Source organism: Stenotrophomonas chelatiphaga (assembly GCF_001431535.1).
GTDB lineage: Bacteria > Pseudomonadota > Gammaproteobacteria > Xanthomonadales > Xanthomonadaceae > Stenotrophomonas > Stenotrophomonas chelatiphaga.
The window spans coordinates 1-12664 of sequence record NZ_LDJK01000013.1 but is presented as its reverse complement, the minus strand read 5'-3'; the positions used below and the strand labels follow the sequence as shown (position 1 = coordinate 12664).

Sequence of the window (12664 nt, the reverse complement as noted above, 5' to 3'; positions counted from 1 at the left end):
CCCGCTATTTCTTCGCCATCGACTCGAACACGCCGTCGCGGCGGACCCAGGCGTGGTACAGCGCGGCACCGAGGTGCATCAGCACGGTGGCGAACAGCACATAGGCCAGCAGGCTGTGGGCACTGCGCAGCGCGGTATACAGTGCGGCCGAATGCGGGGCGATCGGGGGCAGGTTGAAGCCACTCCACAGCACGATCGGATAGCCACCGGCGGACAACATCGACCAGCCCAGCAGCGGCATCGCCAGCATCAGCGCATACAGCAGCCAGTGCGACGCCTTCGCGGCCAGCGCCTGCCACCACGGCAGGTCGGCCGGCAGCGGCGGTGGCGGGTGGCGCAGGCGGTTGTACAGGCGCAGCAGCACCAGCAGCCCGATCGTGATGCCCAACGGACGGTGGATATCCACCAGGGTCGGCCGCAGGTGCAGCGAGGCCATCATGGTGACGCCGATGAACAGCATCGCCAGGATCATCACCGCCATCGTCCAGTGCAGCACGCGGGCCAGCCGATTGAAGTGGCCGGGCGTCCGGTCCGTTGTGTTCATCGCGACACCCCCGCAGCTTCGCCGGATGCACCACGCGCGGTCTCGCGTTCGCGGCGGTTGAACGAATGCGAATACACCGCCGAGCGTGCCGCCAGCACCGCATCGTCGCTGCCGCTGATTCCATCGGGCAGGATCAACGGATCGAAGTTCAGGTCGTTGCAGGCGCCTCCGGCCTGCGGCTGCATCTGCTCCAGCGACAGCACGCCGGCCTGCACGCGCGTGCGTCCGGCCGGCCAGGGGGTCGACGGGTCTTCGACCACGTCGCCGGGGCCGGCCAGGGTCACCACCAGGTTCCAGCGCACCGGCCCGCTGGCCAGCCGCGTGGCAAACTCGTCGGCCAGGTGATCCAGTCCCGCAGCGGCCCGGGCTGCTTCGTCCAGCGTCACCGGCGCCGCCTGCGGTTCCCAGCTCCAGCGCACTGCCTGGCGGGTGCCGTCAGCGGCGGTGAACCAGAAACTGTTGACGCTGTTGAACTGCGTATTGGCCCAGCTGGTGGTCCATGGCGCGGTCTTCGCCCACTGCTGGAACGCCCGCGCGCTGGGGTATTTTTCCAGCACGGCGGCCATCTTCGCCGGGTCCGGCTTGCCGGTTGCCGGGTCGGGCAGCTGCGCCCGGGTCTGTTCCAGGAAGGCCTCCGGGCTGGGTACGGCGAAGAACGGGAAGCTGTTCATCGCCATCCGCCATTCCTGCCCGTTGTCACTCACCAGCTGCAGGGCGATGCTGCGCACCCGCGCCTGCGCGTCGGCACCGTGCGGATCGCCGCCGCCGATCGACAGCCGTCCCAGCACCGGCACCCGCGGCTGGCTGAACACCTGGGCGCGCGACAGCGCCGCGCCCTGCGGCGTCGGTTCGAACCAGCCGGCTACGCACACGCCCTTGCTGTGCGCGCGGCGGAAGCCCGGATGGGCCGGGCCGGTGGCTTCGATGGTGTCGGTGAACCGCTGCGCAGTGGGTCGATCACCACCTATCCAACCGGCCAGCCAGGCGAAGGCCAGCGCGATCAGACCCAGGATCAGCGCGATCAGCGCGATCCACGGCAGCGGTGAATGCGGTCGTGGGCCGCGCGGTAAGCCGCCTTTGCGGGTGAAGCGGAACAAGGGCATCGACGGTTCCTGCCTGGCATGAAAATGCGCGGTGCCCCATCCTAAGCAAAAAAGGGGACGGAGGGGATTGAGTCGCAAACGGCCCTGTCTGGCCACTTGCGACTTAATCCCCTCCGTCCCCTTTTTCAGGGGTCAGGCGTAGCGGGCTTTCAGCATGGCCCAGGCCGAACGCAGTGCCAGGGCTTCGCCGCCGGCGGGGCGGCCAGGGCGCTCGCCGTCGTTCCAGGCATACACGTCCAGGTGGGCCCAGCGCTGGCCGTCGGCCAGGAAGCGTTCCAGGTACAGCGCGGCGGTGACCGCGCCACCCATCCGCGAACCGGCATTGGCCAGGTCGGCGATGCCGCTGTGCAGGTAACGCAGGTACGGCCGCCACAGCGGCATCCGCCACACCGGGTCACGGGTCTGCTCGCCAGCCTGCAGCCACTGCTGGGCCACCGCGTCATCGTTGCTGAACAGTGCGGGCAGGTCCGGACCCAGCGCGATGCGTGCCGCGCCGGTCAGGGTGGCGAAGTCGAGCACCAGGTCCGGCTGCTGTTCGCTGGCGAAGGTCAGCGCATCGCCCAGGATCACCCGGCCTTCGGCATCGGTGTTGTCGATCTCCACGCTCAGGCCCTTGCGGGTGGCGATCACTTCACCCGGCCGGAACGCATCCGGGCCGATCGCATTCTCCACCGCCGGCACCAGCAGGGTCAGCCGCACCGGCAGGCCCTGGGCCATCACCAGCCCGGCCAGCGCCAGCGCATGCGCCGCGCCGCCCATATCCTTCTTCATGTTGCGCATGCCGTCGGCCGGCTTGATGTCCAGCCCGCCGGTATCGAAGCACACGCCCTTGCCGACCAGCACCAGCGACGGATCGGTGTCCTTGCCCCAGCGCAGCACGATCAGCCGTGGCGCGCGGTGCGAGGCACGGCCCACCGCGTGGATGGCCGGGAAATCCTGCTCCAGCAGCGCATCACCGGTGATCGCCTCCAGCTGCGCGCCGTGCGCGTTGGCCAAGGCGCGCGCGGCGTCTTCCAGCTGCTGCGGCCCCATGTCTTCGGTGGGGGTGTTGACCCAGTCGCGCACGCGCAGGCTCGCAGTGACCAGTGCGGCCACCTCGGCCGACGGGCTGGCCAGCAGCCGGGCCGGTGCACGGTTGCGCGCCTTGTAGCGGTCGAAGCGATAGCTGCCCAGTCCCCAGCCCAGCTGCAGCAGGTCCTGCTGCGCCGGCTCCAGTGCGGTGGCCAGCTTCCACACCGTGCCTTCGGGCAGCGCGTGCGGTGCATGGGCATAGCTGTACGCATCGCCTGCGTCGCCGATCCCGATCACCGCACCGGCAATGCCGTGCTCGCCCGGCAGCAGCGCCACGCTGTGGCCGCTGGCGGTGAAGTTCTGCGACTGCAGCCACGCCTGCAGCGCCGGCGGCTGGGAGGCATTCCATGCCTTGAACTGCTCCCGGTCCAGCACGTGCAGCGGCAGCGCCTGGTCGGAGGTGGCAACGAAACCGGTGATCTCGGTCATGGGGTCAGGCGCTCCTGGTTGCGCTGGCGGCGGGGTTGGCATCAAGCCAGTCGGCCAGCCCGGTGAGGGTGTCGAACTGCAGGTCGGGCTGCAGCGAAGGATGGTTCCAGCGGGCCGCTTCGCGGTTGATCCAGCAGCCGCGCAGGCCGGCGGACATCGCCCCGGCCACGTCCATTTCAACGTGGTCGCCCACGTGCAGGACATGCGCCGGTGCAACGCCCAGGCGCTCGCAGGCGGCATGGAAAATGCTGGCGACCGGCTTGGCTGCACCGTGTTCGCGCGCGCCCAGCTGGAAGGCGAACAAGTGCGCCACGCCGATCCGCTCCAGGTCGGCGTTGCCATTGCTCAGCGCTGCCACTGGCACCCGGGCAGCGATGCGCTGCAGGGCATCCAGCGCATCCGGGTAGTACTCCACCTGGTTGCGCGCGGCATAGAACGCTTCGTAGGCCGGCTCCAGCAGGGCCGGGTCGGCGCCGCTTTCCTGCAGGGCGTGCTGCAGCGTCAGCCGGCGCAGCGCACTCAGGTCGTGGTGCAGGTGGGGGTTGTCGACGTAGGCGCGCTCGCGCAGTTCACGCATCGCCGCCTGCGGAAACATCGCGGCCGTGGCGGGACTGTGCTGCAGCATCCAGTCGTGCAGGACCTGGTCGATGCGTGCGCCGATCGGAGCGAAGGGCCACAGGGTGTCGTCGAGGTCGAGGGTGATGGCTTGGATGGGAAAGTTCACCCGGCCATTCTACGCCCGTCGCCAACGGCTTTCATTCCAGCAGCCGTGACCAGCCCTGCATGCCTTCCAGCCGTGCCAGCACCAGCTTCACGCAGACCAGCAGCGGCACCGCCAGCAGCAGCCCGACGAAGCCCCACAGCCAACCGAAGATCATCAAGGCCAGGATCAGCACCAGTGGCGAGAGTTTCATCCGCCGGCCCAGCACGATCGGGGTGATCAGCTGGCCTTCCAGCGCGTGCAGGGCGAGGTAGCAGGCGGCCGGCAGGATCGCCTTGAGCGGATCGGGGAACTCGACGAAGCCGACCAGCAGCATCAGCGCCACGCCGATGAGCGGACCCACGTAAGGAGCGAAGTTGAGCAGCGCGGCCATCGTGCCCCACAGCAGGGCATCCTGCATTTCCAGACCCAGCAGCATCAGCGTGCCGGCGAACACCAGGCCGACCAGGCTGTTGATCACGGTGATGGTCAGCACGTAGCGCGACACCTCGCGTTCGATCGACCGCAGGATATCGGTGGTGAAACGTTGTTGCTGGCGGTTGGGGAACAGGGCGATGGCGTGCCGTTGCAGGTCCTGGCCGTAGATCATGAAGAACAGGGTGAGCAGCACCACCGCCAGCACCGAAGCCAGCAGGCGCGGGGCCTGGGTGATCGCGCGGTACGGATCGTCCAGCTGGGTGCGCACCACCTGCACGCGCCGGGTGCCTTCGCCGGCGGCCACGCGGGCGAAGTTCTCGGCGGCCTGGTTGGCCTGCTGCACCGGCTTGGTCAGGTTCTGCACCTGGCGGCCGATCTTGCGCAGCTGCTGCGGCGCTTCCTGCGCCCACTCCATGGTCGGCACCACCAACTGCACGGCAAGCGCAGTGGTGGCTCCCAGTCCCACGACGATCACCAGGATGGCGCCGAGTGCACGCGGTACCCAGATGCGTTGCAGCAGCCGCAGGATCGGGTTGCCCACCAGGGCGAAGAACATCGCCAGCAGGATCGGCAGCACCACCGGCTGCGCTGCCCACAGCGTGAACGCGACGGCAAGCGTGGCCAGTACGACCAGCGATACCGGCGCGCGCGGACGCGAAGGCGGTGGCGCAACGAGGGACGGTTCGGCCGGGACGCTGGAAAGGGACTCGCTCATCGTCGCACCGGCAGGGGAAAAGTTCCCCATTATCCGCCCGCCGCGATCAACGCGGCGGGTTCACCGTGTCAACGTTCGGACAATTCGGTTGCCGCTTCCGCCGGGCGTGGACCGATGGAATCATCCGGGTCCTGGCGGCCGAGACCGGCCTGGGCAGGCGCCCGCGGCGGGGATGCCGCGGCAGCCGCGGCCGCCGCGCCGGCGGCTGCACCGGCAGCGGCAGCGGTCGCACCAGGGTTCACCGCATCATCCACTTTGTCCGCAGCGGCATCGGCCTGCTCTGCGGCATCGTCTGCGGTACCGGCCGCATGCGCGGCCATCGCCGAAGCGAACGCGGCCTGGCCACTGGCCAGCAGGTTGGATACCGAGCCGACCATCTGCAGCCAGCGTGCACCATTGACCTTGCCGGGGATTTCCAGCTTGCCGACGACGAAGCCGCTGGCCACGCCGGCAACGATGATGCGCAGCGGCGACCAGCCACTGCGCCACACCTGGCTGAGTACGCCCCAGTGGTCCTGGGTATCGACCAGCCGCACCGCGACCACCTGTTCGCAGCGCTTCACCCGGCTGCGCAATACGCTGAACTTCATGGCTTGCCCTCCGGGATCTTGACGCCGGCATCGGGGTCTTCTTCATCGCCGGGCTCGTCGAACAGGCCCAGCTTGGACAGCTGCCGGCGGGTGGAATGCATGCCGGTGTGGTGGAAGAAGTAGGACACCCGCCACGCCGCCACGCCGGTTATCGCCAGGCTGAGCAGCGAGGTGATCAGCAGCGCATGCAACCAGGACATGCCCCAGCTCTGCAGCAGGGCGATCAACGTGGCCGCCATCAGCAGCCACGCCGATGCGCCGAACACGATCGCTACCCCGGACCACGCCAAGGCACGGCCGAAGGCACTGCGTGCCAGGGCGAAGTCAGCCGACGCGAGCCGGCGCAGCGAGCGGAACGAATGCTTCGCCGCATCCACCGTCGCGCGGCTGGCCTGGCTGACCTGGCGGATGCTCTCATCCAGCGGCGGCGTAGCCGCTGGATCAGGCCCGTTGGCGGTGTTGTCGCTTTCGCTCACGCCGCGGCTTACTTGTCGCCGCCGCTACGGGCGAGCTTGGCGATCAGCCAGCCGGCAGCGAAGGCGACGCCGAACGACGCCAGCGGACGTTCGCGGATCAGTTCGGCGGCGCTGTCGACCAGGTCCTTGCCCTTGTCCATCAGCGCATCGACCTGTTCCTTGGCAGCGGCACCGCCGAACTCGGCAGCGGCCAGGCCGGACAGGGCGGTGTCGGACAGTTCGGCCTTGACGTTGGCCTTGCCGATCCGCAGCTCATCGCCGGCCGCACCCGTGGCGCCCTTGATGGCGCTGCCAGCCGCATTGGCGGCCGACTTCAGGTGGGTGGAGGCTTCGCCCAGGTGGTCCTTCAGGTTTTCGGTATTGGTGGGGCTCATCGCAATCTCCTGCTTCAGTGGGTAAGGCGGCCGCCATCCCGACATGCGGGATGGCCACGGACGACATGGATACCATCGCCCGGGTATAGGGGGCGTTACGGTACGTCATGCCATCAGCGCATGACCAACTGCCCCCTGGCATTACCCCGCACGATACGCAGCACCAACTGCTGCGGCGGCTGCTGGAAGTTGGCCCGCCAGCTGGCGAGGTCGGCGAATTCACCTGCGCTGGCCTCGGTCACGATGTCGCCCTTGGCAAGGCCGGAAGCGGCAGCGCGGCTGCCGCGGGTGACCTCGTTGACCAGCACCCCGCTGAGCCCGGACTGGCGCAGCGACTCGGGCAGGTCGACGAAGGTGGCACCGCCCAGGCGCGGGTCCAGCGTGTCGCCACTGATCGCACGCGCCTGCTCCTTCAACATGGCCTTGACCTGTACCGGCTTGCCATCGCGACGCAGTTCCAGGGTCATCGCGCTGCCGACCGCGGCCAGTCCTTCGATGTTGTGCAGCGCCTGCGCGCTGTCCACGCGTTGGCCGTTGGCGGTCACTACCACATCGCCGGCGCGCACGCCCGCCGCCGCTGCGGCCGATCCTGCCAGGACCCGGCTGACCAGCGCACCGCGCGCTTCGCTCAGGCCCAGGCCCTGCGCCAGCTGCGGGGTCAGGTTCTGGCTTTCGATGCCCAGCGTGCCGCGCACCACCACCCCATGCTTGACCAGCTGGTCGACCACGTTGCGCGCCAGGTTGGACGGAATGGCCAGCCCCAGGCCGATGTTGCCAGCCATGCTGCCCTGCGGGTTGAAGCTGGCGGTGTTGATGCCCACCAGCTGTCCCTGCAGGTTGACCAGCGCGCCGCCGGAGTTGCCCGGATTGATCGATGCATCGGTCTGGATGAAGTTCTGGTAGCCCAGCCCGCGGATGCCGCTGCGGCCGACGGCCGACACGATGCCCGAGGTCACGGTCTGGGTGAAGCCGAACGGATTGCCGATGGCGACCACGAAATCACCCACGCGCAGCTGGTCGCTGTTGCCGAGGGTGATGCCGGTCAGGCCCTGCGCGGGGATGCGGATCAGCGCGATGTCGGTGTCCGCATCCGAACCCAGGAATTCGGCCTTCACCGTGCGTCCATCGGACAGGGTGACCTGCACGTCGTCGGCGTTGTCGATGACATGGTGGTTGGTCAGCACCAGGCCTTCGGCGGCGTCGATGATCACGCCCGAACCCAGCGATTCGTTGATGCGTTCCTGCGGCACGTCCGGGAACAGGCGGCGGAAGAACGGGTCTTCGAAGAAGGGATTGCGCACCCGCACCACCTGCTTGGTGTTGACGCTGACCACGGCCGGGGTGACCTTCTCCAGCATCGGTGCCAGCGAGGGAACCGGCTGCCCGGCGACCGCAGCGGGCAGCGCGCTGGTGGCCGGGATGGTGATCGGCGCCGGCGCTGCTTCGGCGCGGTTGTCCAGGTGTGCATTGATGCCGCTGGCGACGAAGCCGCCGAAGGCTGCGGCCAGTGCGAGCGTAAGCAGGGTCGGAATCGGTCGCATGGGAATCGGTGTCCGGGCAGGGAGGTGGAGTCGAGCGCACTCGAGGGTGGAGGCGAGCGCCGCAGGGAGCTGCGGCAGGGCCGCGGAAGTGTCTCCCGCGCTGGATAAACATGCCATGAAAGAAACCGGCTGGCACAGAGGAAGTTGCGCAGTTCCGCGCAAACCCCGCTGCCGATGTCGTATCGGCAAGCGGGCGCGCAGGATCGCGGCGGCGGCGCGCAGCGACGTCCGCAGTGCGCGACCATCGCTGCGAAACCCCTTGAAAACGAGGGTTTTCAACTTGCCGCGCGCGTCGATGGCTGCGCGCGACTGCAGCCACCATCGCCGCGCGCGCTTGCGCCTGCGCAGTTTCCCGTTCCACGATGCACCTTGCCGGTATAGCATCGCCTCCGTTTTGACATTCCAGCCCCCCAGGAGGGCAAATCATGAGCAACGGTAATGGTGTGACGACGACATTGAGCGAGACCGTCGAGACTGTAAAGGAAGCTGCAACCAACGTTGGCGAGACCATCGCCCACACCGCCGAAGACGCGGTGGCTGCGGTCAAGACCACCGCCAAGCGCGTGCGCAAGGCTGCCACCACCCGCGTGGTCGCCGCCAAGAAGGCCGTTGCCAACGTCGAGCAGACCGTCGCCAAGAAGGCTGACAAGGCCGCCAAGTCGGTGGGCAAGTCGATCTCCAAGGCCAAGCAGAAGCTGGAAGCGGCCAAGCAGAACGCACAGGCCGAAGCGGCCGCGCTGAAGAAGGTCGTCGCCAAGAAGAAGGCCGCCGCCACCAAGACCGTTGCCAAGAAGGCTGCCGCAGTGAAGAAGACCGCAACCAAGAAAGCTGCCGTAGCCAAGAAGACCGTCGGCAAGAAGGTCGCCGTGGCCAAGAAGACCGCGACCAAGAAGGCCGCCGTTGCCAAGAAGACCGTCGCCAAGAAGGCCGCTGTCGCCAAGAAGACCGTCGGCAAGAAGGTCGCCGTGGCCAAGAAGACCGTCGGCAAGAAGGTCGCCGTGGCCAAGAAGACCGTCGGCAAGAAGGCAGCTGTCGCCAAGAAGACCGTTGGCAAGAAGACCGCGGTTGCCAAGAAGACCGTCGCCAAGAAGGCGGCTGTTGCCAAGAAGACCGTTGCCAAGAAGTCGGCTGTCGCCAGGAAGTCCGTCGGCAAGAAGGCTGCTGTCGCGAAGAAGACCGTCGGCAAGAAGTCGGCTGTCGCCAAGAAGACCGTCGGCAAGAAGTCGGCAGTTGCCAAGAAGGGCGTTGCCAAGAAGTCGGCCGTTGCCAAGAAGGCCGTTGCCAAGAAGACCACCGGCGCCCGCAAGGCCGTTGCCAAGAAGGCAGCACCGGTGAAGAAGGCCGCCCGCAAGGCGCCGGCCAAGAAGGTCGCCACCCGCAAGGCCGTGACCAAGCGCGGCAAGTAAGCGCGCTGGGCGTCCCCTGTCGCCGGCTGGCGGCAGGGGATGCCGATGATGATGCGCCTGCACACACGTGGCAGGGCATCATGGGGGCCTCGCCAAGGAGCACTCCCCCATGCGTGGTCTCGATTTCAGTTCATGGCAGGCCGTGCTGTCCACCCTGGGTGGACTGGCTATCATCACCCTGCTGGGCGTGGGTATCCGCCTGCTGGTGATGCAGACCCTGCAAGCGCGCCGCGAGCGCGAAAACCGCCAGATCAATGAACGGCTGCGCACCTTGATGGCGGCCTACAAAGTGCTGGGCGGATCCTTCACCGGCGATCTGGGCGTTGATCCTTCGCACCTGCGCCAGCTGCGCGAACGCGCACACCAGCAGGGCATCGTCGAACCCGGCTCGGACCGTTCGCGCCGCATCCGCGATGCCGTGGAAGCGGCGCTGTCGGACATCCTGCTGCTGGGCACCGACGACCAGGTGCGGCTGGCCGCGCATGCCGCCACCGAACTGGCCCAGGGGCGCCCCGTGCATACCCATGCACTGGTGGTCTCGCTGCGTGACTTCATCCGTGAGGCGCTCGACCTGGCCCCGATTCCCACGGGCCTGCAGATTCCGCACCAGGGGCCGACACGTCCGGCCGCAGGTGGTGCGGCGAAGGGCCGTGCCGATGCGGGCGAACGCGGCGGCAAGGCCGGCGGAGGAGGCGGCGCAGGCATGGGCGCGATGGGCGGGCTGGGTGCCGGCATGGCCGTCGGCACCCAGGCCACCGACGACACGCCCGAAGCGCGCTGACCAGGCCGCGTTACGGTAGCTCGACGATCGGCGTGAACCCGCCGAAGATCATCCGCTGTCCGTCGAACGGCATCGGGTTGTTGGCCGGGTCCATCCGCGGGTCGTCCATCATCTTCGCCATGCCGCTGTCGCGGGTGGCCTTGTCCGGCCACTCCACCCACGAAAACACCACGGTCTCGTTGTCCTTGGCGCTGACCGCCCGGTAGAAATCCGTGGTCTTGCCGGGCGGTACGTCCTCGCCCCAGCATTCGACAACCCGTGTCGCGCCCAGCTCCAGAAATACCGGGTCCATGCTGCGCGCGTGGTCGATGAACGCCTGTTTCTTGTCCGTGGGTACCGCCAGGACGAAGCCGTCGATGTAGCTCATTGCCTGTTCTCCGGATGGCCCGCGGATGCGGGACCTTCATGGGTATGACGAATCAGAAGCGTGCAAAACGACATGGGATGGCGGCATCAGCCGCATTCGGGCTGTTTACGCCCGGCCACCGTCGCGGCGCGTGAAAGCCGCGAGCACATCAGTAAATGAAAGGCGCGCGCGTGTGCCTGAAAAGAGCTGAATAGCAGCCAAAAATCGCTTTCCTGCTTTCAGGATGGGGTTAGGTCGAAGAACGGAAACTTTACAAACCCGATGCGATGGCGTTCCGACGCCGCTGCAATAAAAACCAGAAAGACAAGAGGTTGTACCCATGAAGAATTCCCTGATTGCCCTGGCTCTGGCCTCCGCCCTGCCGTTCGCTGCTTCGGCCGCTGACAACCTGTCCTACAACTACGCCGAAGGCAACTACGCCAAGACCGATGCCCAGGGTGGCGAGGCCGAAGGTTGGGGCGTCAAGGGCTCCTACGGCGTGCTGCCGAACATGCACGTGTTCGGTGATTTCAGCCGGCAGGAAGTGGCAGGCTCGTCGAACCGCTTCAACCAGTGGCGCGTGGGTGCGGGCTACAACGTCGAGATCGCCCCCTCGACCGACTTCGTTGCGCGCGCTGCGTACAACAAGTACGACGCCAGGCAGGGCCTGAACTTCAACGGCTACAGCGCTGAAGCCGGTATCCGCACCGCGTTCGGCGAGCACGCCGAGGTCTACGCGATGGGCGGCTACGAAGACTACGCCAAGAAGAACAACGTCAATCCGGAAGGCCAGTGGTACGGCCGCCTGGGTGCACACGTCAAGTTGAACCAGAACTGGGGCATCAATGGCGACCTGAAGATGAACCGCGATGGCGACAAGGAATGGTCGGTCGGCCCGCGCTTCAGCTGGTAATTCCGCAGCGGCATGCCTCACGCATGCCGTGTGCTTGAACCAACAGGCCCGGCATTGCCGGGCCTGTCTGGTTTCCGGGATCGCGCCGCGGGCTGCTCATTCGCCCTGGTACTGCTTCTCTTCCACCAGCGCCGAGCCGGCCACCCGGTTGATCTCGTTCTTGACCTGCACGCGCTCGCCGTTGGTGCCGTAGACACCGCGTGCCAGCTGCACGAAGGCATCGTCGAACACCTGTGCCGCTTCCTTGTCGCGCAGCTGGTCCTGGATGTCCCACATGCGCTCGTTGATCGCCTTCAGCTGCTGCTTGAGCGCGTCCAGTGCCGGCTGGTTGCCACGCTGGGCTTCGAACAGCGGCAGCAGCCCATCCAGTTCGGTGCGCACGTTGGCCAGTTTGTCCGCATCGTCGATGCGCTCGGCCTTGATTTCCAGGATGGTGATCTTGTCGATCAGCTCACCGATCGATACAGGGGTCAGGATCGCGTCCACGCAGGTGCTCCGTTCAACAGGCCTGCATGATAGCGCGCAGCCACCGGGCCGATGCGAGGGCAGGTTTTACGCAGGCTTTGCGCGCAGGGGCCCCTGGCACCCTCGATCGATTACGCCGTCGGCGCCCAGACTGCGCAGCTCCGGCGGCAGTGCCGCCCAGCAGACAAGGGTGATGGGATGAAGTGGCAAGTACTGCGCGGCGTGGGCGTGGCCGGCGTGATGGCAATGGGCCTGGTGCCCGTGGAAGAGGCGCAGGCCGATGTCAGCGGCAGCCTCGCGCTGGCAAGCGACTACGTCTGGCGTGGCAGCTCGCAGACCGGCGAAGATCCCGCCGTGCAGGCCGGCGCGCGCGCCACGCATGCCACCGGGCTGTATGCCAGCCTGTGGGGATCCAATGTAGCGTTCGAACCGGACATCGGCGCACGCAGCGAGTTCGATGCCGTGTTGGGCTGGAGCGGCGAACTGGCCCCGCACTGGAGCCTGGACGCCACGGCGACCCGCTATCTGTATCCATCCACCGGCCGCGCCCTGGACTGGACCGAGCTGTCCGCCACGGCGACCTTCAGGCAGCGCGCCTGGCTGCAGCTGGCGCACTCGCGCGACGCGCTGGCCGGCGGCCATCCTGGCACCTATGCGCAGATCGGCGTGCGCCTGCCCTTGTCAGGCGCGACGCGCCTGGAAGCGGCTTATGGCCTTTACGCACTGGCACGTGCACAGGCCCGCGACTACCAGCACGTGCAGCTCAGCGTGG

The 12664-nt window shown here is 67.4% G+C and carries 15 protein-coding genes; 4 read left to right on the top strand and 11 right to left on the bottom strand.

What is annotated here, in order from left to right; translation table 11 throughout:
• Window positions 1-4: 4 nt before the first annotated feature.
• The 9 genes from ABB28_RS04705 to ABB28_RS04665 all read right to left on the bottom strand — a co-directional run bounded on the left by ABB28_RS04705 (window position 5) and on the right by ABB28_RS04665 (window position 7981).
• The gene (locus tag ABB28_RS04705; RefSeq protein ID WP_057507528.1) at window positions 5-544 is read right to left on the bottom strand and encodes a cytochrome b; all 540 of its coding nucleotides are present in this window, start codon (window positions 542-544) and stop codon (window positions 5-7) included.
• The gene (locus tag ABB28_RS04700; RefSeq protein ID WP_057507527.1) at window positions 541-1647 is read right to left on the bottom strand and encodes a catalase family peroxidase; all 1107 of its coding nucleotides are present in this window, start codon (window positions 1645-1647) and stop codon (window positions 541-543) included. The genes ABB28_RS04705 and ABB28_RS04700 overlap by 4 nt, the downstream gene beginning before the upstream one ends.
• Window positions 1648-1779: 132 nt before the next feature.
• A complete protein-coding gene (locus ABB28_RS04695) occupies window positions 1780-3147 on the bottom strand; it encodes a leucyl aminopeptidase family protein (protein ID WP_057507526.1) in 1368 nt (455 codons plus the stop codon).
• A 4-nt stretch (window positions 3148-3151) separates the two neighbouring features.
• Complete coding sequence (locus tag ABB28_RS04690) at window positions 3152-3871, bottom strand: HAD family hydrolase (protein ID WP_057507525.1); 720 nt, start codon at window positions 3869-3871, stop codon at window positions 3152-3154.
• A 31-nt stretch (window positions 3872-3902) separates the two neighbouring features.
• A complete protein-coding gene (locus ABB28_RS04685) occupies window positions 3903-5000 on the bottom strand; it encodes an AI-2E family transporter (RefSeq protein WP_057507524.1) in 1098 nt (365 codons plus the stop codon).
• 68 nt (window positions 5001-5068) lie between these two features.
• Complete coding sequence (locus tag ABB28_RS04680) at window positions 5069-5590, bottom strand: hypothetical protein (RefSeq protein WP_057507523.1); 522 nt, start codon at window positions 5588-5590, stop codon at window positions 5069-5071.
• Window positions 5587-6066 carry a phage holin family protein gene (locus tag ABB28_RS04675; RefSeq protein ID WP_057507522.1) on the bottom strand — a complete coding sequence of 160 codons (480 nt, stop codon included), beginning with the start codon at window positions 6064-6066 and terminating at the stop codon, window positions 5587-5589. Before ABB28_RS04675 ends, ABB28_RS04680 begins: the two co-directional genes overlap by 4 nt.
• 8 nt (window positions 6067-6074) lie before the next feature.
• Window positions 6075-6440 carry a hypothetical protein gene (locus ABB28_RS04670; RefSeq protein WP_042613320.1) on the bottom strand — a complete coding sequence of 122 codons (366 nt, stop codon included), beginning with the start codon at window positions 6438-6440 and terminating at the stop codon, window positions 6075-6077.
• A 113-nt stretch (window positions 6441-6553) separates the two neighbouring features.
• Window positions 6554-7981, bottom strand: a complete 1428-nt coding sequence (locus ABB28_RS04665; protein WP_057507521.1) for a Do family serine endopeptidase — start codon at window positions 7979-7981, stop codon at window positions 6554-6556.
• Between the two features lie 425 nt (window positions 7982-8406).
• Between ABB28_RS04665 and ABB28_RS04660 the strand changes: the two genes are divergently transcribed.
• Together ABB28_RS04660 and ABB28_RS04655 are read left to right on the top strand one after the other, a co-directional pair.
• Complete coding sequence (locus ABB28_RS04660) at window positions 8407-9387, top strand: hypothetical protein (RefSeq protein WP_057507520.1); 981 nt, start codon at window positions 8407-8409, stop codon at window positions 9385-9387.
• 109 nt (window positions 9388-9496) lie between these two features.
• Complete coding sequence (locus tag ABB28_RS04655) at window positions 9497-10168, top strand: hypothetical protein (protein ID WP_057507519.1); 672 nt, start codon at window positions 9497-9499, stop codon at window positions 10166-10168.
• A gap of 10 nt (window positions 10169-10178) precedes the next feature.
• On the opposite strand, the gene ABB28_RS04650 is transcribed toward ABB28_RS04655, so the two are convergent.
• Window positions 10179-10535 carry a DUF1428 domain-containing protein gene (locus tag ABB28_RS04650; protein ID WP_057507518.1) on the bottom strand — a complete coding sequence of 119 codons (357 nt, stop codon included), beginning with the start codon at window positions 10533-10535 and terminating at the stop codon, window positions 10179-10181.
• A 319-nt stretch (window positions 10536-10854) separates the two neighbouring features.
• On the opposite strand from ABB28_RS04650, the gene ABB28_RS04645 reads away from it, so the two are divergent.
• Window positions 10855-11427 carry an OmpO family porin gene (locus ABB28_RS04645; protein WP_057507517.1) on the top strand — a complete coding sequence of 191 codons (573 nt, stop codon included), beginning with the start codon at window positions 10855-10857 and terminating at the stop codon, window positions 11425-11427.
• 96 nt (window positions 11428-11523) lie between these two features.
• Here the strand turns inward: ABB28_RS04645 and ABB28_RS04640 are convergent, their stop codons facing one another.
• Window positions 11524-11913 (bottom strand): DUF6165 family protein, encoded by a 390-nt coding sequence (locus tag ABB28_RS04640; protein ID WP_057507516.1) that lies wholly within the window; start codon window positions 11911-11913, stop codon window positions 11524-11526.
• Window positions 11914-12090: 177 nt separating this feature from the next.
• On the opposite strand from ABB28_RS04640, the gene ABB28_RS04635 reads away from it, so the two are divergent.
• Window positions 12091-12664: TorF family putative porin (locus tag ABB28_RS04635; RefSeq protein ID WP_152983397.1), on the top strand; the 574-nt coding region annotated here is incomplete at its 3' end.